This window comes from Pseudoalteromonas sp. AOP31-A2-14, assembly GCF_052378035.1.
GTDB lineage: Bacteria > Pseudomonadota > Gammaproteobacteria > Enterobacterales > Alteromonadaceae > Pseudoalteromonas.
Genome location: NZ_JBQSXI010000001.1, coordinates 1,098,902 through 1,121,160 on the forward strand (window position 1 = coordinate 1,098,902; position 22,259 = coordinate 1,121,160).

18 protein-coding genes are annotated in these 22,259 nt (G+C 41.4%); 15 read left to right on the forward strand and 3 right to left on the reverse strand.

What is annotated here, in order from left to right; translation table 11 throughout:
- Positions 1 to 14 precede the first annotated feature (14 nt).
- A complete protein-coding gene (locus ACT3S9_RS05150; RefSeq protein ID WP_441992756.1) occupies positions 15 to 602 on the forward strand; it encodes a hypothetical protein in 588 nt (195 codons plus the stop codon).
- 66 nt (positions 603 to 668) lie between these two features.
- On the opposite strand, the gene dapD is transcribed toward ACT3S9_RS05150, so the two are convergent.
- Genes dapD through map form a run of 3 tightly spaced genes read right to left on the reverse strand, consistent with a single transcriptional unit; the run spans position 669 to position 4,921 of the window.
- Positions 669 to 1,496: a 2,3,4,5-tetrahydropyridine-2,6-dicarboxylate N-succinyltransferase gene (gene dapD, locus ACT3S9_RS05155; protein WP_441834466.1), complete on the reverse strand. Its 828-nt coding sequence runs from the start codon at positions 1,494 to 1,496 to the stop codon at positions 669 to 671.
- A 9-nt stretch (positions 1,497 to 1,505) separates the two neighbouring features.
- On the reverse strand, positions 1,506 to 4,124 hold the full coding sequence (glnD, locus tag ACT3S9_RS05160) for a [protein-PII] uridylyltransferase (RefSeq protein ID WP_441834465.1): 2,619 nt from the start codon (positions 4,122 to 4,124) through the stop codon (positions 1,506 to 1,508).
- A gap of 11 nt (positions 4,125 to 4,135) precedes the next feature.
- Positions 4,136 to 4,921, reverse strand: a complete 786-nt coding sequence (gene map, locus ACT3S9_RS05165) for a type I methionyl aminopeptidase (RefSeq protein WP_441834464.1) — start codon at positions 4,919 to 4,921, stop codon at positions 4,136 to 4,138.
- A gap of 273 nt (positions 4,922 to 5,194) precedes the next feature.
- On the opposite strand from map, the gene rpsB reads away from it, so the two are divergent.
- The 14 genes from rpsB to hrpA all read left to right on the forward strand — a co-directional run bounded on the left by rpsB (position 5,195) and on the right by hrpA (position 22,215).
- Positions 5,195 to 5,923 carry a 30S ribosomal protein S2 gene (rpsB, locus tag ACT3S9_RS05170; RefSeq protein ID WP_441833699.1) on the forward strand — a complete coding sequence of 243 codons (729 nt, stop codon included), beginning with the start codon at positions 5,195 to 5,197 and terminating at the stop codon, positions 5,921 to 5,923.
- 106 nt (positions 5,924 to 6,029) lie between these two features.
- Positions 6,030 to 6,881, forward strand: coding sequence for a translation elongation factor Ts (tsf, locus tag ACT3S9_RS05175; RefSeq protein ID WP_441992755.1), 852 nt, complete (start codon positions 6,030 to 6,032; stop codon positions 6,879 to 6,881).
- A gap of 154 nt (positions 6,882 to 7,035) precedes the next feature.
- Positions 7,036 to 7,785, forward strand: a complete 750-nt coding sequence (pyrH, locus tag ACT3S9_RS05180) for a UMP kinase (RefSeq protein ID WP_441834462.1) — start codon at positions 7,036 to 7,038, stop codon at positions 7,783 to 7,785.
- Positions 7,786 to 7,835: 50 nt separating this feature from the next.
- Positions 7,836 to 8,357, forward strand: a complete 522-nt coding sequence (frr, locus tag ACT3S9_RS05185) for a ribosome recycling factor (protein WP_441834473.1) — start codon at positions 7,836 to 7,838, stop codon at positions 8,355 to 8,357.
- Positions 8,358 to 8,601: 244 nt separating this feature from the next.
- Entirely contained in the window at positions 8,602 to 9,363 is a 762-nt protein-coding gene (locus ACT3S9_RS05190; RefSeq protein WP_441834461.1) for an isoprenyl transferase, read from the forward strand.
- A 21-nt stretch (positions 9,364 to 9,384) separates the two neighbouring features.
- Complete coding sequence (locus ACT3S9_RS05195; RefSeq protein WP_441834460.1) at positions 9,385 to 10,251, forward strand: phosphatidate cytidylyltransferase; 867 nt, start codon at positions 9,385 to 9,387, stop codon at positions 10,249 to 10,251.
- The gene (ispC, locus tag ACT3S9_RS05200) at positions 10,248 to 11,447 is read left to right on the forward strand and encodes a 1-deoxy-D-xylulose-5-phosphate reductoisomerase (RefSeq protein ID WP_441834459.1); all 1,200 of its coding nucleotides are present in this window, start codon (positions 10,248 to 10,250) and stop codon (positions 11,445 to 11,447) included. Before ACT3S9_RS05195 ends, ispC begins: the two co-directional genes overlap by 4 nt.
- Complete coding sequence (gene rseP, locus ACT3S9_RS05205) at positions 11,447 to 12,799, forward strand: sigma E protease regulator RseP (RefSeq protein ID WP_441834458.1); 1,353 nt, start codon at positions 11,447 to 11,449, stop codon at positions 12,797 to 12,799. Before ispC ends, rseP begins: the two co-directional genes overlap by 1 nt.
- Before the next feature lie 105 nt (positions 12,800 to 12,904).
- Positions 12,905 to 15,376 (forward strand): outer membrane protein assembly factor BamA, encoded by a 2,472-nt coding sequence (bamA, locus tag ACT3S9_RS05210; protein ID WP_441834457.1) that lies wholly within the window; start codon positions 12,905 to 12,907, stop codon positions 15,374 to 15,376.
- Positions 15,377 to 15,386: 10 nt separating this feature from the next.
- Positions 15,387 to 15,905 carry an OmpH family outer membrane protein gene (locus ACT3S9_RS05215; protein ID WP_441834456.1) on the forward strand — a complete coding sequence of 173 codons (519 nt, stop codon included), beginning with the start codon at positions 15,387 to 15,389 and terminating at the stop codon, positions 15,903 to 15,905.
- Between the two features lie 7 nt (positions 15,906 to 15,912).
- Complete coding sequence (gene lpxD / locus ACT3S9_RS05220) at positions 15,913 to 16,935, forward strand: UDP-3-O-(3-hydroxymyristoyl)glucosamine N-acyltransferase (protein ID WP_441834455.1); 1,023 nt, start codon at positions 15,913 to 15,915, stop codon at positions 16,933 to 16,935.
- A 27-nt stretch (positions 16,936 to 16,962) separates the two neighbouring features.
- On the forward strand, positions 16,963 to 17,415 hold the full coding sequence (fabZ, locus tag ACT3S9_RS05225) for a 3-hydroxyacyl-ACP dehydratase FabZ (protein ID WP_441834454.1): 453 nt from the start codon (positions 16,963 to 16,965) through the stop codon (positions 17,413 to 17,415).
- A 2-nt stretch (positions 17,416 to 17,417) separates the two neighbouring features.
- On the forward strand, positions 17,418 to 18,188 hold the full coding sequence (lpxA, locus tag ACT3S9_RS05230; RefSeq protein WP_441834453.1) for an acyl-ACP--UDP-N-acetylglucosamine O-acyltransferase: 771 nt from the start codon (positions 17,418 to 17,420) through the stop codon (positions 18,186 to 18,188).
- A 133-nt stretch (positions 18,189 to 18,321) separates the two neighbouring features.
- Positions 18,322 to 22,215 carry an ATP-dependent RNA helicase HrpA gene (hrpA, locus tag ACT3S9_RS05235; RefSeq protein WP_441834452.1) on the forward strand — a complete coding sequence of 1,298 codons (3,894 nt, stop codon included), beginning with the start codon at positions 18,322 to 18,324 and terminating at the stop codon, positions 22,213 to 22,215.
- Positions 22,216 to 22,259 lie beyond the last annotated feature (44 nt).

A 22,259-nucleotide genomic window follows, 5' to 3' on the forward strand; every position in this document is an offset into this window, starting at 1 on the left:
CGACTACCATCAAAATGATAAAACATAAAAACTTTATTATCGCTTGCTTGCTTATACTATTGCCGCTTATTGACAGCTTATTAATTCCTGTGGCGTTTGGCATACAATGGCAAGACCCAAAAACAATGTATTTAGTGAGTGCGTATTTCATTCCTTTTAAGTTGGTGTTAGTAACGATTGGCGGGTTTATGCTGGCCAGTCACGGTCACTCGCACCACCAAGAGCCGCGTAAGTGGTATTCGAAATTCGTTGATGTAACAATATTTATACTAGCAGGTGTCCAATTTATTATGCTTGGTATTGTTTGCGCACTCTACTTAGTTGTTGGCACACAAGCTGATAATTACCGCAGGCAAGGTAATATCACGGTCTACACCTCTGATGTTGGGGCACTTGGGGGGGAAGCTAATCATCATTTTTCATACCAATGTACTACTCAAAATGGCTTTTATAAGTTAACGCCTATCGTTACTCTTGATTGGCTCGGTCATTTCACATTTACCGAAAAAGCTAATACATTAATAATCAAGTACAAAGATTATACTGGTAAGGGGGAGCAGGTAAAAAAAATAAGCTTAAAAGGCTTTGAGTGTGAGTTTTGAGTCGTTGGTTAAAGTAAAAAGCCATGTGTAAACATGGCTTTGAATTTTTTATTACTGCAGGGTAGATTAGTCGTCTATCGAGCGTAAAAGTGCATTTATTCCTACTTTTTCGCGGGTTTGTTGGTCGACTTTTTTCACGATGATTGCAGCATACAGGCTGTGTGTGCCGTCTTTAGAAGGTAGAGCTCCAGGCACTACAACTGCACCGGCTGGTACGCGGCCGTAGTGAATTTCACCGGTTTCGCGGTCATAAATACGGGTACTTTGGCTGATGTAAACGCCCATTGAAATAACAGCGCCTTCTTCAACCACTACGCCTTCAACAATTTCAGAGCGAGCGCCGATAAAACAGTTGTCTTCAATGATCGTCGGATTGGCTTGTAATGGCTCTAAAACGCCGCCTATGCCAACGCCACCCGATAGATGAACGTTCTTACCTATTTGTGCACATGACCCTACAGTCGCCCATGTATCAACCATGGTGCCGTCATCAACATATGCTCCAATATTTACGTAAGATGGCATAAGTACTACATTTTTACCCACAAAGCTGCCTTTACGGGCTACCGCATTAGGGACTACGCGCATGCCGCCTTGTTGAAATTGCTCTGGCGTGTAGTCGCTAAATTTAAGTGGTACTTTGTCATAAAACTGGTTAACACCGTCATTAAGCGGTTGGTTATCGCGAATACGAAATGATAAAAGCACTGCTTTTTTCAACCATTGATGAACCACCCATTCACCACTAATTTTTTCAGCAACACGGGCTGCACCGCTATCTAATAGCTCTAGGGTATCAACAATAGCTTGCTTAACGTCATCGGTTACGATAGTTGGATTAATGTTATCGCGGTTATCCCACGCGTTTTCAATCATGGTTTTTAAATCTGACATAAGGTCCTCTTATTCGGTTTCTGCATTGAGCTTTTTACGCAATGCTTGATGAATTTTGGCTTGCTCTTCGTCGGTAAGGGCTTGGTATTCATTATTCGATACCACGAAGAAATCTTCTGCACGTTCGCCAACAGTGGTAATTCGTGCAGCATGAATGTGTAATAGATGTGTTTGAAGTACTTCGGCTATTTTAGTTAATAGGCCGGGGATATCTACCGCTTGAATCTCAATTAGGCTGCGATCTTTTCTGGCATGTGGGCGCAGCACTATTTTAGGTTTGATATTGAAGTCTTTAAAACGCTGTGAACGATTCTTTTTAAAGCGAATCTTCTTTTTCGGATCATTTAATGCTATGTCCAGTGCGCGTTTAATTGACTGCGCACGACCACTGGCGATTGGCTCACCGTTAACTTCTAAAATAACAAAACTAAATAGTACATAGCCATCTTTGGTAGTCAGTACTTGAGCATGTTGGATTTGCGCTTTTTTAGAGCCAACAACACTCACAAGTCTTGCAAATAAGCCGCCAGAGTAGGGGCTGTAGGCAAACACTTGGGTACCGCCGTGCATTGCCTTATTTGACACTAATACACTAGGTTGGCTTAAGTCTTTAACCTGCAGCAAATGTTGCGTATGCCATGAAATTTGCTGTTCACTAAAGGCTGTAAAGTAGTTTGCTTTAAAGCGGCTCCAAATAAGATCAATTTGCTCCTCGCGGCAGCCATGATTAAGTAAACGCTGCTTTGCTTGATGTTTTTTATCGCGGATCTGGTCACGCTGATCCATTGGGTTTTCAAGCCCCAAGCGTAGCGCCCGCTGGGTATGTAAATACAGTTCACGCAGTAGGGTATTTTTCCAGTCGTTCCATAAATTGTCATTGGTAGCACGAATATCGGCTACGGTTAAACAATATAGGTAATCGAGTTGGCGTTCAGTTTTAACGCGTGAGGCAAAATCTTTGATAACACCAGGATCGTTAATATCTTTACGTTGTGCGGTAACCGACATCAGCAAGTGATTAGTTACCAGCCACGCAATTAGTTTACCGTCAGAGGTTGGAAAACGGTGAAGCTTTGAAAACGCAATAGCATCAACCGCGCCAAGCTCTGAGTGATCCCCGCCACGGCCTTTGGCTATATCATGGAAAATACCAGCTAAATATAAAAGTTCAGGCTTATCCATACGAGTGACGATTTCACTACAAATAGGAAAGTCACTTACGTGGGATTTATCAAAATACTGATAAATATTATTGATCAGTTTATGAGTATGCTCATCTACCGTATAGGCGTGAAATAAATCAAACTGCATTTGTCCAAAAATATTACGCCATTGTGGTAAATAAGCTGCAAGCATGCCGTGCTTATGCATCAATGTAAAAGCGCGGCCCATACCATTTGGGTGTTTTACAATGCGTAAAAAAGCGGCACGACAGGCGGCATAATCTTGTAAATCACCTAATAAACGCCTACGAACTTGGCGCATTGTGCGGATAGTACTTGGGTAAATATGGGTGATTTCAGGGTGATCGGCAATATGCTCAAATAGCGAAAACAACTGATCACGTCGAAAGAACACCGAGGGGTTTTTAACCCGAATTTGATGGCCTACGCGCTCAAAGTTATGGTCAAGATCAATTACGGCTTGTTCACTTACGCCCGGTAAAATACTTTGCTCAAAATAAGAAAGCAGCATTTGGTTAAGCTCACGTATGCGGCTCATTATTCTAAATAAGCGTTTCATCATGCGTTCAACCGAGGCTTTACCATCACTACCAAAACCGAGTATTTCTGCAGTATTTGGCTGGTGGTCAAACAGCAATCTATTTTCAGAACGCCCGGCAGCAATATGCAATGCAAAACGAATATTCCAGAGGTTTTCTAAACACTCTGAAAGTTCCTGATGTTCTTCGTGTGTCAGGTAACCGTGGCTTATTAGTTCTTGGAGAGTTTCAGCTCTAAAGTGTTTTTTTGCTACCCAAATGATGGTTTGTAAATCGCGCAGCCCACCGGGGTTTTCTTTAATATTGGGCTCTAAATTATAGGCGGTGCCGTGGCATTTTTTATGGCGTAAATTTTGTTCTTGGACTTTTGCCAAAAAGAATTCGTCAGAGCGCCATATAGGGCTTTCGATTAAATGATGCTTGAGCTTTTCAAACTCGATGTGATTACCAAAAATGAGCCGACTTTCAAGTAAGCTGGTGGCAAAGGTAACATCTTCACGTTTTTGTTCAAGGGCTTGTTCAATAGTGCGTACGCTGTGACCAATTTCTAAATTAAGGTCCCATAGCATAGTGACAAATTGGCCGATTCTTTCACATACCGCTTCGTTTGGTTGCTGGCTTACCAGTAACATAAAATCGATATCTGAATAGGGGTGTAATTCACCACGGCCATAACCACCCACAGCAATTAGCGCTAAGTCACTTTCGTGGGCTAGATCATAAGCATGAAATAGTTTTATTAATAAGCGGTCGACAAACTCGGCGCGAGCATTAATTAAATTACTAACGGGTTGCTTTGAAAATTCATTTTCTAGCCATTTGTAAAAATAACTAGAGCAATCGCGATAATCACTTAGTTGCTCAGCATCGCTGAGCAACTTTTTTACTTTATTGGGTAATGCCAATGGCTTCGTTCCTAGTGTTCGATGATCCTGTCTATCGTATCATCCGATCGAAGCGTTAAAATTTCAACTCCATTTTCAGTAACAAGCAAGGTGTGTTCCCATTGGGCAGATAAAGAACGGTCTTTAGTTACCACTGTCCAGTCGTCTTTTAGCACCTTACATTGGCGTTTACCCGCATTGACCATAGGTTCAATCGTTATACACATACCTGCTTTTAAGGCTTCACCCGTACCAGCTTTTCCGTAATGCATAATTTGTGGGTCTTCGTGGAATTCACTACCGATACCGTGGCCGCAATATTCACGTACAATTGAGTAGTTAAAGCTCTCAGCATATTTTTGAATTGCTTCACCAATATCACCTAAGCGCACACCAGGCTTGACCATCTTAATCCCTAAGTAAAGGCTCTCTTGAGTGACTTGAGCAAGACGCTTGCCTTGGATACTAGGGGTACCAACGTGAAACATTTTAGAGGTGTCGCCGTGGTAGCCATCTTTGATAACGGTAACGTCAATATTTACGCTGTCGCCATCTTTAAGTGGCTTGTCGTTCGGAATACCATGGCAAATTACATAATTAACTGAGGTGCAGACTGATTTTGGAAAACCGTGATAGTTAAGTGGTGCAGGAATAGCTTGCTGCTCATCGACAATATAATTATGACAAATTGTATTTAGCTCATCAGTGGTGATACCAGGCACCACATGCGGCTCTATCATCTCGAGTACATCGGCCGCTAAGCGCCCGGCAACACGCATTTTTTCGATTTCATCAGGGGTCTTGATTACAGCACTCATTGAGGCTCCAGAATTAAGTTTTAGTGTATTTATCGCCGCACAATTTTTAGTCGCGACGTTGAATAATGGTTTTTAATATGGTATAAAGCGCGCCGTCTTTTTACAAATAAATTCTTAAATGATTTTTTGTATTTAAGGCAAACACAATTTTATTTTAACACACACACGTATCGTCACATACACTTGGGTGCATTTGAAGTTTCATTTAACTTCGGTGTTAGTGCTATGGGATATGTGGAGGCCTAACCCTAAACTACATAGAGGATTTATAAAATGGCAAACGTTTCAATGCGCGATATGCTTCAAGCTGGTGTTCACTTCGGTCACCAAGCACGTTACTGGAACCCAAAGATGAAGCCTTTCATTTTTGGCACACGGAATCGTGTACATATCATCAACCTTGAGCAAACTGTACCAATGTTCAACGATGCACTTAAGTTTTTAACTAATGCAGCAGCAAACAAAGGTAAAGTTCTTTTCGTTGGTACTAAACGTGCAGCAAGCGACGCAGTAAAAGAATCGGCTATCGAAAGTGACCAATTCTTCGTTAACCACCGTTGGTTAGGTGGTATGTTGACTAACTGGAAAACAGTACGTCAATCTATCAAGCGTCTAAAAGATTTAGAAGCGAAGAGTCAAGACGGTACTTTTGAAAAGTTAACGAAAAAAGAAGCGTTAATGCTTACTCGTGAAATGGACAAGCTTGAAAAGAGCCTTGGTGGTATCAAAAACATGGGTGGTCTTCCTGACGCACTTTTCGTTATCGATGCAGACCACGAGCACATCGCAATCCGTGAAGCTAACAACCTAGGCATTCCAGTTGTTGCAATCGTTGATACTAACTCTAACCCAGACGGCGTTGATTACGTTGTCCCTGGTAACGATGATGCTATCCGTGCAATCAACCTTTACACTAGCGCTGTTGCAACTGCGATCACTGAAGGCCGTGAGAACAACATTGTTGCTCAAGCTGAAAAAGATGATTTCGTAGAAGCTGAGTAATTAGCTGTCATCAAGTCTTCATCTTAACGAAGATGAAGACTTGCTATTCTTATAGAGCGGTTAACCCGCTTATCTAAAACTGACTTTCAGATTTGAGGATTTACTAATGGCTGTAACTACTGCCCTAGTTAAAGAATTACGTGAGCGCACAGGCGCTGGCATGATGGATTGTAAAAAAGCGTTAACTGAAACTGATGGCGACATCGAGTTAGCGATTGAAAACATGCGTAAAAGTGGCGCTGCTAAAGCGGCTAAAAAAGCAGGTAACATCGCTGCTGAAGGTACTATCATTATCAAGAAAAGTGGTAATGCTGCAGTACTAGTTGAAGTTAACTGTCAAACTGACTTCGTTGCTAAAGACGAAAGCTTCTTAGCATTCGCTAATAAAGTAGCTGACGCTGCAATTGCAGACACAGTGGCTATTGAAGAACTACAAGCTAAGTTTGAAGAAGACCGTGTTGAGCTAGTAACTAAAATTGGTGAAAACATCAACGTACGTCGTCTTCAGTACATCACTGGTGAGCAACTAGTAGAGTACCGTCACGGTGAGCGTATTGGTGTTGTTGTTACAGGTGTTGCTGATGAAGAGACACTTAAGCACGTTGCAATGCACGTTGCTGCTTCAAACCCAGAATACCTAACACCTGAAGATGTTCCTGCTGACGTTGTTGAAAAAGAAAAGCAAGTTCAAATCGACATCGCGATGAACGAAGGCAAGCCTGCTGAAATCGCTGAAAAGATGGTTGTTGGTCGTATGAAGAAGTTTACTGGTGAGGTTTCTCTTACTGGTCAAGCTTTCATCATGGAACCTAAAAAATCTGTTGGCGAAGTTCTTAAAGAGAAAAGCGCAACAGTTACTAGCTTCGTACGTATGGAAGTTGGTGCAGGTATCGAGAAGAAAGAAGAAGACTTTGCTGCTGAAGTTGCTGCACAAATTGCAGCGGCTAAAGGCCAGTAATTCTCTTGCTCAGCCGATGAAAAGATAAATAGATGAAATTAATCTGTTATTAGCTTTTGCGTCAGTGCTGAAAATTCTTTAAAATAACCGCGTTTTATGTATAACCATAAACGCGGTTATTTTTTATCTCATTATTAAGGCTGGCCCAAATACTATGACTATCAATCGTAAACCTATTTTTAGACGCGTTCTTCTTAAATTAAGTGGTGAGGCATTAATGGGAGACGAAGGCTTCGGCATCGATCCTAAAGTGCTTGACCGTATGGCTCAAGAAATTAAAGAACTGGTAGAACTCGACGTAGAAGTGGGTTTGGTTATCGGTGGTGGTAACTTTTTACGGGGTGGTTCACTGGCAGAAGCAGGTATGAACCGCGTAGTCGGTGATCACATGGGAATGCTCGCAACCGTAATGAACGGCCTTGCAATGCGTGATGCGTTACACCGTGCATTTGTAAATTGCCGCTTAATGTCAGCTATTCCACTAAATGGTGTATGTGACGCTTACAATTGGGCTGAAGCAATTAGCTTATTAAAATCTGGTCGCGTAGTTATTTTTGCAGCTGGTACGGGTAACCCATTTTTTACTACTGATTCAGCAGCCTGTTTACGTGGTATTGAAATTGAAGCCGATACGGTAATTAAAGCTACTAAAGTAGATGGTGTTTACAGCGATGACCCAGTGAAAAACCCTGAAGCAGCACTGTATAGCCATTTAAGCTACAATGAGATTATTGAAAAAGAATTAAAAGTGATGGATTTAGCCGCATTTACGCTAGCTCGCGATCACAAAATGCCGCTGAGCGTATTCAATATGAATAAATCAGGCGCGCTTAAGCGTGTTATTATGGGTGAAGAAGAAGGAACCCTTATTTCTTCACAAGCCTCCGATGAAGTTATCAAATAGATTAGGATTGAACCGTGATTAACGATATTAAAGAAGATGCTGCAGATCGTATGCAGAAAAGTGTAACGGCACTTGGCAGTCAATTATCTAAAATTCGTACTGGTCGTGCCCACCCAGCATTGTTAGATGGCATTATGGTGTCGTACTATGGTGCTGATACACCACTTAACCAAGTTGCTAATGTAAGTATTGAAGATTCACGCACGTTAGCTATCAGTGTGTTTGATAAATCACTAGCACAAGCGGTAGAAAAAGCGATTATGGCATCTGACTTGGGCTTAAACCCAATGTCAGCAGGTACGGTTATTCGTGTACCATTACCTGCGCTTACAGAAGAGCGTCGTAAAGACTTAATTAAAATTGTGCGTGGTGAAGTGGAAGGCGGCCGTGTAGCGGTACGTAATATTCGCCGTGATGCCAATAGTGATATCAAGAACTTACTTAAAGATAAAGATGTTTCAGAAGATGAGGCACATCAAGCTGAAGATGAAATTCAAAAATTAACAGACAAGTTTGTTAAAGAAATGGATGCTCAACTAACAGCGAAAGAAGCTGAGTTGATGGAAATATAAGTAGCAAAATAGTTTAGGCTTAGATATTTACTAACCTAGTGATCGGGGTATATAAATAACCCTTTTTTCTAGAGCTGGATTTATGCGTCAATAGCAGGGCTATTGTAAGTAAACTCAGTGCGGTAGCGCTAAATATACCTGTCTGAAATAGATTTATTATCCCTATTTCAGGTTAAAAATATTAGTTTTGAAACGCCGTCTAGGGTATACTAGGCGGCGTTTTTTTATGGAATAATCAATATTTATGGTTCTTAACGCTGATAAAATTCCCCAGCGATGTTTACCCAAGCATGTCGCGATAATCATGGATGGTAATGGTCGGTGGGCGCAAGCAAAAAACCGCCCGCGTGTTTATGGACATAAAAAAGGCGTTGATGCCGTGCGCCAATCAGTGCAGTTTTGTACTAAATTAGGTGTGCAATCGTTAACCCTCTTTGCATTTAGTAGCGAAAATTGGCGTCGCCCCGAAGACGAAGTGAATACCTTAATGGAATTGTTTTTATTTGTGCTGAGCAAGGAAGTCAAAAAGCTGCATAAAAACAATGTAAAACTGACTATAATTGGTGATTTGTCACGCTTTTCTGATGCTTTACGTGACAAGGTTGATGCGGCGCATGCGCTCACTCGTGATAACACGGGGTTACGATTAAATGTTGCAGCTAATTATGGTGGGCGTTGGGACATTACTCAAGCCACGAAGCAACTAGCGCAGCAAGTAGCTCAAGGGCAACTATCACCCGATGATATAACGCAGGATCACCTAGGTGACTGTATTGCGATGAATGATCAAGTAGAGCTTGACTTACTTATCCGCACAGGCGGTGATGTTCGCATAAGTAACTTTTTACTTTGGCAAGCAGCATATGCAGAGCTGTACTTTACTGATACGCTTTGGCCTGACTTTAACGAAGCGGCATTCGCAGAAGCGATTGCATGTTACGTCGCCAGAGAGCGACGATTTGGTTGTACTGGCGAACAAATAAAACAATTACTCGCCGAAACCTAAATATTTATAAAGGGTTACACTTTGCTTAAACAACGAATTTTAACTTCGCTCGTGCTTGCTCCATTGGCATTAGTTTTAGTTTTTTATACTCCGCTAACTTTGTTTAGCTATATAGCTGGTGGTATTGTACTGCTAGGTGCTTGGGAATGGTCTGCGTTTATGGGGCTATGCGATAAATTAAAGCGGATCACCTTCGTGTCGCTTATTGCCATCTTATTGACGATGTTAAATTTACATTGGCCAATAGAATCTTTATGGATTGATGGGAAGCTTATTGGCGACGCCAACTATCTATTTACCTTGTCATTTGCATGGTGGTTAGTCGCGACTTACTTAGTATGGCGCTATCCGGCTATGGCCAAAGCATGGAACGAAGGTTTTTTGATGCGCGGTATTGCAGGGCTGCTTACTTTAATTCCGCTTTGGCTTGCGTTAAATACTCTACGTAGTGCAGGTTATGTCGAATCTACACATTTTGGCTCGATGCTTATTTTAGTGGTTCTAGGCATTGTTTGGAGCGCTGATATTGGGGCTTATTTCACGGGTAAAAACTTTGGCAAACATAAATTAATGCCAAAAGTAAGCCCTAATAAAACTATTGAAGGCTTAGCGGGGGGCGTTGCAGCGGCAGTAATTTTTGTGCTGACCTTTTGCCACTTTACAGATGTAGGTACAGCTGTATGGCCGGTTTATGCTGTTATGACGGCCTTTATTGCGCTTTTCTCAGCCATTGGTGATTTGCTCGAAAGCATGTTTAAGCGCGAAGCTGGCTTAAAAGACAGCGGCTCGTGCTTGCCAGGCCACGGTGGCATTTTAGATCGCATTGATAGTCTAACTGCTGCTGCTCCTATTTTTGTACTGTGTTATGCCTGGACTTTAAGTTTATGATTTACCAGCAAAAACTGGTTGTTTTAGGAGCTACAGGCTCTATAGGCTTGAATACGCTAGATGTTATTTCACGCAATAAAGCTCAGTTCAGTGTATTTGCGTTAACCGCAGGACATAATGCCGATAAAATGGCTGAACTTTGTTTAGCACATAACCCTCAATATGCGGTAATGGTTGAGCAGCACGGCGCAAATAAGCTACGTGATTTACTTGCAAATACACGGTGTAAAACTCAAGTACAAAGTGGTACAAAAGCCATGAGCGAATTGGCAGCGCACCCTGATGTAGATACAGTGATGTCTTCTATAGTCGGTGCTGCGGGGCTTATACCTACGCTTAGCGCAGTTGAGGCGGGCAAAAAAATACTACTAGCGAATAAAGAGTCGCTAGTAATGTCTGGTCAGCTGTTTATAAATAAAGTTAAGCAGCACAAAGCTACTTTGCTACCTATAGATAGTGAACATAATGCGATTTTTCAATGTATGCCTACTGGGCTTCAAGGCACGCAAGGGCAGCTTAAAGAGCATGGCGTTAGTAAAATATTATTAACAGGCTCTGGCGGGCCATTTCTTAATCGTGACGTAGGCACTTTGTCACAGGTAACCATTGATGAGGCCGTTGCACACCCAAACTGGTCAATGGGGCATAAAATTTCAGTTGATTCTGCAACCATGATGAACAAAGGCCTCGAATTTATTGAAGCTAAATGGCTATTCAATTGCGAGGCTTCGGATATTGAAGTAGTCATACATCCGCAAAGCATTATCCACTCTATGGTGCAATATCAAGATGGGTCTGTTCTTGCCCAAATGGGAAATCCAGATATGCGCACACCAATCGCCCACGCATTAGCTTACCCTGAACGCATTAATGCAGGTGTTAAGCCATTGAATTTTGAACAAATTGCAGATTTCACGTTTACCAAACCGGATTACGCTCGTTACCCTAACCTCAAATTAGCTATTACAGCTTGTGAGATAGGGCAAGGCGCAACGACAACCGTTAATGCTGCAAATGAAATGGCCGTTGCCGCTTTTTTAAATAAACAAATTAGTTTTACTGATATTTATCGTATTAATGCACAAACGCTTGAACTGACAAAGGATGTTAACGTGCACAGCCTCGATGAAATTTTAGCGTGCGATCAACTTGCACGTACAAAAGCTGTTCAGTTGATCTCAAAGGTGAAACGTTAATGCTTGAATTTTTTTGGAACTTAGGTTCATTTATTTTAGCGCTGGGCATTTTAGTCACGGTGCACGAATACGGCCATTTTTGGGTCGCTAGAAGAGCAGGGGTTAAGGTTCTGCGCTTTTCGATAGGTTTTGGTAAGCCGTTACTTAAATGGTATGACAAACACGAAACTGAATATGTTATTGCAGCGATTCCATTAGGTGGCTACGTTAAAATGCTTGATGAACGTGTTGATGACGTGGCCGATCACGAAAAACATTTATCATTTAATGCAAAATCAGTACAAGCACGAATCGCGATTGTAGCCGCAGGGCCTATGGCAAACTTCCTCTTTGCAATTGTTGCTTTAGGCGCAATGTATATGATTGGTGTGCAATCAATAAAACCTGTGGTGGGTAGCGTTGAATCAAATAGCCGAGCAGAGCAAGCAGGTATTATGCCAAGCCAGCAGATTATAAAAATTGGCGATGATGAGCTTGCGACATGGCAAGATGTGACTTTTTCATTAATGGCTGGTCTTGGTGAGCAAAGTATTGATGTCATCGTACGTGATGAAAACTATCAATCTCAAGTTAAAACACTTAATTTAGCAGGCTGGAAATTAGACCAACGCGATGTACCTCCACTGGCTTCATTAGGTATTATTCCTTTTCGACCACAGGCGAGTTTAAAGCTGGCTGCAATTACTCCAGGCTCTGCAGCTGCATTGGCTAATTTACAAGTAGATGATGAAATAATTGCCGTAAACGAACAAACAATAAGCAGTTGGCAGCAATTAGTTAATGTTATTGAGGGTTCCGCTAACAAAAGCTTACAGTTTAGTGTAAAAAGACAAGATAGAGTAGAGTCGCTAACTGTTACACCGCAAGGTAAAGCGGATGCACAGGGCATTAGCAAAGGATTTCTAGGGGTTGCCCCTTATGTTGAGCCTTGGCCTGAAGGTTATGTTGAAACTAGACATTATGGGCCACTCGATAGTATGGTGCTTGGCACACAAGAAACGTGGCGTTTGATCACTTTGAGTTTTGATATGATTGGTAATTTAATTACTGGTCAAGTATCCGTAAAAAACTTAAGTGGGCCAGTAGGCATTGCAGTCGGGGCTGGAACTAGCGTAAGCTACGGATTAGTCGCGTTTTTAAGCTTTTTAGCGTTAATAAGTGTTAATTTGGGTGTATTTAATTTATTACCCTTGCCAGTACTTGATGGTGGGCACTTAATGTATTACATAATTGAACTTTTCCGTAAAAAACCAGTCTCTGATAAGACGCAAGAGTTTGGTTTTAAGGTGGGTGCGTTGTTACTCATATTTTTAACATGTTTCGCTTTGTTCAATGATGTAACACGATTATAAAAGAACCGAACAGTCTCGAATTAGAACACGATTGTAAAACACCACTAAAATGTAAATGTCATGGTGTTGCGCGGTAATACAGTTGTAAAGGATAAAGATAATAAAATGGCTATAAAAAAACATTTGGCAGTGACAAGTTTATTAGGTGCAAGTTTTGCAGCCCTAGGCCAAACTTCCTTTATTGTTGAAGATTTAAGAGTTGAAGGGTTACAACGTGTCGCACTCGGTGCAGCGTTAACACATATACCTATCAATGTTGGCGATAATGTTGATGACTATACAATTTCAACAACAATTAAGTCATTGTATCGTTCAGGTCACTTCGACAATATTGAAGCGCTACGTGATGGTAATAATGTTATTTTTAAAGTAACAGAACGCCCAACGATCAGCTTAATTGAGTTTGACGGCAATAAAGATATTAAAGATGAGCAGTTAAATCAGTCTTTAGAGCAGCAAGACATTCGCCAAGGTGAGCCACTAGACAAAACAGTTCTAGATAATATTGAAAAGGGCTTAATTGAGTTCTTTCACAGTATTGGTAAATACAACGCAAAAATTGATGTTAGCATCACAAAATTGCCGCGTAACCGTGTTAAGTTAAAACTTGAATTTGATGAAGGCGATGCCGCTTCAATTCGTCAAATTAACTTAGTGGGGAATGAGTTATTCTCTGATGAGGATTTACTAGCGCTGGCTGAGTCACAGCAAGATTTACCCTGGTGGCAGTTTATGGGTAGCGACCGCTATCAAAAGCAAACTGTTGAAGGCGATCTTGAAAAAATTCGCAGTTATTACCTAGACCGTGGTTACCTTCGTTTTAATATAGACTCAACGCAAGTATCAGTAAGTCCTGAACGTGAATCTGTTTATGTAACAGCTAACGTTACAGAAGGGGTTAAATATAAAGTTAAAGGTTTTGACTTTATTGGTGATTTGCTTGGCCGTGAAGAGCTTATTAAAAGTGTAATTCCACTTCGCGCAGGCGAGCTGTACAACGGCTCTGTGGTGACCTCTTCAGAAGAATTTATTAAAAGCTATTTAGCTCGCTTTGGTTATGCCAATGCTGAGGTACGTACTATTCCTGAAATTGACGATGAAAATAAAGAAGTGCAATTAACTCTGTCAGTTGATCCAGGTAAGCGTGTTTATGTACGTCGTATTATTGTTGGTGGTAATCAAAACACCTCCGATGAAGTACTACGTCGCGAAATGACCCAGCTTGAAGGTGCGTGGCTTTCTAATCAGAATCTTGAACGTTCTAAATTGCAAATTCAACGTTTACCGTATATGGAAACTGTTGATTTTAATGTGGTGCCTGTACCGGGTGTTGATGATCAAGTCGATGTCGATTTTAATGTTAAAGAGCAATCAGCAGGTAGCTTTAATGCTGGTCTTGCTTATGGCTCGTACTTAGGTCTGCAATTTAATATTGGTGTGACTGAGTCTAACTTTTTAGGCACAGGTAACCAAATTGGCTTTAACATTAATACTTCCCGTGGTTCTGAGCGTGTAAGCTTATCTTATACTGACCCATACTTTACGCCGGATGGTGTATCGCAAGGTAGTAGCATTTTCTATAGCAACTATGATGCAAGTAAATTCAGTCTAGTTGACTATAAATCAAAAAGTTATGGTATTGGTACGAATATAGGCTTTCCAATTGACGCCGTTAACCGAGTTAACTTTGGTGTGCGTTGGATCCAAGAAGAGCTTTCCGATATTGCTGAGTATGAACAAACTCGCGTAATACGTGAAACGTTCCGCGACCCGGAAAACCCAGATGCAGGCTTTGACTTTACTAAGTACGAGTTAAGCGTTGGTTGGTCACGTGTAACAGTAAACCGAGGCCTATTCCCAACGGCCGGTTCACGTCAAACACTTAATTTAACCGGAACTACGCCAAATTCTGACTTAACTTACTTTAAGTTAAATTATGACTCGCGTTTTTACTGGCCAATTAGTAACGACCACCGCTGGGTATTCTCAACGCGTGCGGCATTGGGTTATGGTAATGGTTATGGCAGCACCAATGGGTACGATCAAACATTACCGTTCCAAGAGTTTTTCCGTATTACCGAGATGGAATTACGTGGCTTTGACAGAAATACAATCTTACCGCAAGCTATTTCTCGCGTACCACAAACTATCCCTGGTGGACCATTGCGAGACGGCACAACAACTGGCAGTATAGGCGGCGCAGAGCAGTTTGACGTGCTTATTCCACAAGGTCGAATTGGTGGTAACACCAAAGCCGTGGCAGGTATGGAGTTAATTGTACCAACACCATTCTTGGATGAAGAAAACACCAGTTCAGTTCGTACTAGTTTCTTCGTTGACGCGGCAAACGTGTGGGATACTGAGTTCAACGTCGATCGTTATCAAAATTTAGCACCGGATGAGCGCGCTAAACTTGAGGATTACTCTGATCCTTTACGTTTTAGGGTTTCAACCGGCTTATCTTTACAATGGATCTCTCCAATGGGTCCTATGTTGATTAGTTTTGCGTATCCATTGCAACAAGAAGAAGATGACGATACGAAGACCATCAGCTTTAATATTAGTAATACATTCTAAAGGAGTTTTTATGAAAAAATCATTTAAATCAACAGCTATCGCTATTTTAGCTACCCTAATGATGGGTACTTCAGTTAACGCATTTGCTCATAAAGTAGGCATTGTAGATATGCAAGCTATCTACAAAGAAATCCCGCAAATGGCTAAAATTGAACAGTCACTACAAAGTGAGTTTGCTGAGCGTCGTCAAGAGCTTGAAAAATTACAGGGCGATATTCGTTTTGAAGCTGAGAAGTTCAAACGTGAAAGCACAACTTTAAGCCAAGCACAAAAAGATGTGTTACGTGACAAAATTCAAGATATGCAAAAAAATCTTGCTGAAAAAGGTCGTCCTTTAGAGCAAGAAATCAAAGCACGTCAAAACCAAGAACTTGCTAAAGTGCAAGGCTTAATTATCAAAGCGATTGAAGAAGTTGGTAAATCAGGTGACTTTGATGAAGTTAAAGTAAAAGATGCTACAATTTACTTTAACCCTAAAGAAGTAACTGACTTATCAAGTAAAGTTGTTGATAAAGTAAGCAAACTATAGAATCAATATGCAAAATTATACGCTTTCGCAGATTGCGGAACTTCTAGGCGCCGAGCTTCATGGTGACGGCGCTTTAGAAATTGGCAAAATAGCCACCCTTGCAAATGCCCATTCTGGGCATATTGCATTTCTAGCCAACAAGAAATACCGACCACAACTTTTAGATACAAAAGCAACAGCAGTGATACTTTCACCTGCAGATGCTGAGTACTTTGATGGTAACAAAATCATTGTTGCGAACCCTTATGTTAGTTATGCAAAACTTGCTCAATTTATGGATACCACACCGCGAGCGGCGCAAGCAGGTATTCATGCCCGGGCAGTCATTCACGATTCAGCTAATATCGGTAATAATGTCGGGATCGCTGCAGGTGCCGTTATTGAAGCCGGCGCAGAGATTGCTGATGATGTGCAGATTGGTGCAGGTTGTTTTATCGGTGCTAATGCTAAACTAGGCAAGGGCACTAAGCTATGGGCTAATGTTAGCGTCTATCACGATGTTGAAATTGGCGCTGATTGTTTGTTTCAATCAGGTGCTGTAATTGGCAGTGATGGCTTTGGTTATGCTAATGAGCAAGGTCAATGGATTAAAATTCCTCAGTTAGGCCGGGTTATTATTGGTAATAAAGTAGAAATTGGTGCCGGTACTACGATTGATCGTGGTGCGCTGGATGACACTATTTTGCATGATAACGTCATTATTGATAACCAATGCCAAATCGCCCATAACGTTGAAATTGGTTCAGGAACAGCTATTGCTGGCTGCACTGTTGTTGCAGGTAGTACGGTGATAGGTAGGAATTGTCAGATCGCTGGTCTTGTAGGTATAAATGGTCACATGAATATATGTGATGGTGTTATAATTACAGGTATGAGCATGGTTACTAAAGCAATTACTGAACCTGGGGTCTATTCTTCAGGCTTACCGCATTTGAGTAATAAAGAGTGGCGTCGCAGTATTGCTCATATACGTAACCTCGGCGATATGAAAGAGCGTATTAAAGCACTTGAGTTATTAACGAAGTCATAACTATTGAACACTAAAAAGGATGCTATTTTGGCAAACGAATTAAATAGCCTAGATATACAAGAGATTTTAAGCTTACTACCGCATCGTTATCCGATGCTACTTGTTGATCGTGTTATTGATTTTACACCGGGTAAATCTTTGCATGCGATTAAAAATGTATCGTTTAATGAACCTATTTTTACCGGGCATTTTCCAAATCAGCCTATTTTTCCAGGTGTATTAATTTTAGAAGCTCTTGCGCAAGCTACGGGTTTACTAGGATTTAAAACGGTAGAAAATCGCAGCGAAAATGAATTATATCTGTTTGCCGCAGTAGACAATGCCCGCTTTAAGCAGCCGGTAGTGCCAGGTGATACCATGCATTTACACGTTGAATTTTTAAAGGAGCGCCGCAACATTTGGAAGTTTGCAGCAGAAGCGAAAGTTGATGGCAAGCTAGTGTGCAGTGCCGAAATCATGTGTGCAAGAAGAGAGTTTTAACAGTGATCCATCCTACGGCGATAATCGAATCTGGGGCTACACTTGGCAAAAATGTGTCAGTGGGTCCATACAGCTATATTGGTAATGATGTAGTGATTGGTGATAATTGTATTATTGAATCACATGTGGTTGTTAAAGGGCCCTCTACCATTGGCTCAGGTAACCATATTTTTCAGTTTGCCTCTGTAGGTGAACAGTGCCAAGATAAAAAATATGCTAATGAGCCCACAACGCTGATTATTGGTGATAACAACGTTATTCGTGAATGTGCAACTATTCACCGCGGAACGATTCAAGATCAAGGCGTGACTAAAATTGGTAGCAATAACTTGTTTATGGCTTATACCCATGTTGCTCATGATGCAGTGATTGGCGATAACGTAATATTTGCTAATAATGCATCGGTTGCAGGCCACGTACATATTGGTGATTGGGTTATTCTTGCGGGTAATTCAGGTATTCACCAGTTCTGTAAGGTAGGCGCGCATGCTTTTGTCGGCATGTATTCAGGCGTGAATAAAGACGTTCCACCATTTGTTACGACTATTGGCACACCAGCAGGGCCAGTAGCAATTAATACTGAAGGCATGAAGCGTCGCGGTTTTGAAAGTGACGAAGTAATGGCGACACGTCGAGCTTATAAAACACTTTACCGTAAAAGCTTAGGCATTGATGAGGCGCTTGAGGCACTAAGTGAAGATGCTGCCAGATACCCAGCAGTGCAAATGATGGTCGATTTTGTTAAGTCATCAGAGCGTGGCATTATTCGTTAGGTGATATCCACCAATAAATACTAGCTCAACGAGCAAATGACTTAAAATAAGAAACCACCTTCTACGGTGGTTTTTTTGTATCTGAATTTTGCTACAATTCCCCGTCGTTTATTCAACTTGTTAAGGTAGTCGGGTGGTTAACCTAAGTCCGTTATTTGCAGAGCTCTCCTCTTGCTTACGTAAAGATCAATTTATCTTCAAAAAGCGCCTGCATGGGGTTAAAAAAGTCACCGATGAAACTAAGCAAGCTGCGGTGGCTGAAAAAATTGCTGCTGAAATAACAAAAAGCCAACAATTACGCTCAGAGCGCTTGGCAAAACTCCCTAAAGTGACTTACCCAGAGCAGCTTCCAGTTAGCCAGAAAAAAGATGATATAAAAAAAGCGATTAGCGAAAACCAAGTGGTGATTATTGCTGGTGAAACTGGGTCTGGAAAAACCACGCAAATTCCTAAAATGTGTTTGGAGCTTGGCCGTGGAGTTGATGGTTACATAGGGCATACACAGCCTAGGCGTTTAGCAGCCCGTAGCGTTGCCGATCGCATTGCCCATGAAATGCAATGTGAGCTTGGTCAACAAGTCGGTTTTAAAATTCGCTTTAGCGATAAAGTATCGACCAACAGTTATATTAAACTGATGACTGACGGCATTTTACTTGCTGAAATTCAGCAAGACCGTTTTTTAAATCAATACGATACAATCATAATAGATGAAGCTCACGAACGTAGTTTAAATATTGATTTTATTTTAGGTTATTTAAAAAACTTACTACCTAAACGCCCCGATTTAAAAATCATTATTACCTCTGCAACGATTGACCCAGAACGGTTTTCAAAACACTTTAATGATGCGCCTATCATCGAAGTGTCAGGGCGTACTTTCCCGGTCGATGTGCGTTATCGTCCGTTAATTGAAATAGATAAAAACGATATGGAAGCTGAGGGCGACCAACTGCAAGGTATTTTTGATGCCGTGGATGAGTTGTGCCAAGAAGGCCCCGGCGATATTCTAATTTTTATGAACGGTGAACGTGAAATACGCGACACTGCAGATGCGCTGACGAAACGCAATATTAAAGGCACTGATATATTGCCGTTATATTCCCGCCTTTCAAACAGTGAACAAAATCGCATTTTTGCACCGCATAGTCGCCGGCATATAATTTTATCAACCAATGTCGCTGAAACCTCACTAACCGTGCCGGGGATCCGCTATGTTATCGATCCAGGCACTGCCCGTATTAGCCGTTACAGTTACCGTACAAAGGTACAGCGTTTACCTATTGAGGCAATATCGCAAGCTAGTGCAAATCAGCGTAAAGGGCGTTGTGGACGTGTAGAGGCAGGTATTTGTATTCGTTTATACGCTGAGGACGACTTTAATTCGCGACCGGAGTTTACTGACCCAGAAATACTGCGTACAAATTTAGCCTCGGTTATTCTGCATATGTTGGGTTTAGGGCTTGGAGATATGGAACAATTTCCATTTGTGCAACCCCCGGATAGTCGTAATATCAATGATGGCTTAACTTTACTAGAAGAGCTGGAGGCCGTTAAACCGGCTAAGCGCCATACAGCAAGACAACTTACTAAATCTGGGCGTAATTTAAGCCGTTTACCAGTTGATCCTCGCCTTGCAAAAATGGTGATGACAGCTCATAAGTTAGGCGCACTGCGTGAAGTGATAGTTATTGTTGCCGCATTATCGATTCAAGACCCCCGTGAACGCCCACAAGAAAAACGCGCACAAAGTAATGAAAAACACGGTCGTTTTGACGATGAAAGCTCTGATTTTATCGCCTTCTTGAATCTGTGGAATTACCTTGAAGAGCAGCAAAGTGAACTCAGTAATAGCCAGTTTAGAAAACTTTGCCAAAAAGACTTTTTAGCGTACATGCGTATTCGTGAATGGCAAGATATTGTCTATCAGTTAAGTACGGTGTGCGCCGAAATGGATATGAAAGCCACCACCAATGTGGCAGACAGTGAACGTATTCATCAAGCATTACTGAGCGGAATGTTAAGCCACTTAGGCTTTAAAGATGAAAAGCAAATTTATAAAGGCGCGCGTAACAGCCAGTTTCATATTTTTCCGGGCTCCGTATTATTTAAGAAGAGCCCCAAGTGGATAATGTCAGCAGAGCTAGTTGAAACCAGTAAACTATACGCGCGCATTAATGCCAAAATTAATCTCGACTGGGTTGAGCCACTTGCCCAGCACTTAGTTAAGCGCAGCTACAGTGAACCTCATTGGGAGAAAAAGCTGGGCTCTGTCATCGCTTTTGAGCAACAGACCTTATATGGTTTGATTATTGTGCCAAAAAGGCGCTGTGTTTATAGCAATATTGACCCTAAAGTGAGCCGTGAACTATTCATTAGAAGTGCTTTAGTTGAACAAGAGTTGGGTCAAAGTGAGGGGTTTTTACAGCATAATCGCGAGGTAATTGAAGATATCCAGGTGCTTGAAAATAAATCTAGACGCCGTGATATATTGGTTGATGAACATACCTTAGCAACGTTTTACGAGCAAAAAATACCGAATGATATAAACAATCGGGCTGCTTTTACTAAATGGTATAAAGAGCAAAAGCGTAAAGACAAATACTTCTTGCACATGAGCCGCGATGATTTAATGCAGCACGGCGCTGACAGTGTTACCGAGTTTGATTACCCTGATGTATGGCAGCAAGGAAATTTAATGCTGCCACTAAGTTATCACTTTGATCCCGGTCAAGCTGTAGATGGTGTTGCTGTACAAATTCCGGTGGCATTATTAAACCAAATAGAAGACAGTGGTTTTGATTGGCATATTCCAGCATTGCGCCATGAGTTAATTTGTGCACTTATTCGTGCATTACCTAAATCACAAAGACGTAACTTTGTGCCAGCGCCAAACTATGCAGATGCAGTATTAGCAGCCATAGAACCCATGCAGGGTAGTTTACTTGATGCATTAAGTACGCGCTTGCTACGTATGACAGGCGTAAAAGTAGAACCTGAAGCATGGGATTTATCAAATCTTGCAACTCACCTGCGGTTTCAATTTGAAGTACGTGATGATAAAGATAAACTACTTGCACGGGGTATGGATTTAACTAAATTAAAATCTCAGTTACAGGGAAAAGTGACTGATACTTTGTCTAAAGTCGCTGATAAGGGAATTGAAAAGTCTGACTTAACTCAGTGGGATTTTGGTAAGTTACCGCGCTCATACGTAAAAAAACAAGGGCAGTACGAAATAAAAGCTTATCCGGCACTGGTTGATAAAAAATCAGCCGCCGCTATTGAGCTTTTTGATAATGAAGTAAAAGCACAGGCCGCACACCAACAAGGTTTACGCCGACTGGTATTATTAAATGTGCCATCGCCGATTAGGTATTTACAGCAAAACCTGCCCAATAAAGCCAAACTTGGCTTATACTTTAATCCATTTGGTAAAGTAGCTGATCTAATAGACGACTGCATTGCCGCAGGCGTTGATAGCTTATTAGTTAAATTTGGTGATGTGAGAACCCGTGACGAGTTTGAAGGCGTTAAAGAACAAATTCGTGGTGAGCTTGGAGATACGGTTGTCACGATTGCTACACACGTTGAGCAAGTACTAAGTATTGCGCATACATTACATAAAAAAATGAAAGGGCGGGTAGATTTAAGCATGATAACTGCTCATGGTGATATAAAATCACAACTTGAGTCACTTATATTTAAAGGCTTTGTGAGTAGTCATGGCGCGAATAAGTTAAACGACTTAATTCGTTATTTAAAAGCGGTTCAAAGGCGCCTTGAAAAACTCCCTGTTGATCCTAATCGTGATAGGTTATGCGTACTTGAGTTAGATAAGGTAGCTGCGGCTTATCAAATGCTTGTGAAAAAAACTCCAAGCGGCATGCCACTCCCACCAGAATTACAGGAAATAGCCTGGATGCAGCAAGAGCTAAGAGTCTCACTCTTTGCGCAAACACTCGGTACACCGTATCCTATTTCAGCTAAGCGCGTGCTTAATGCAATAAAAGAGTACGATGTAAAATAGGCTATTGCCCCTGCATGTTATTTTGTTATATTGGCTAAGTATTA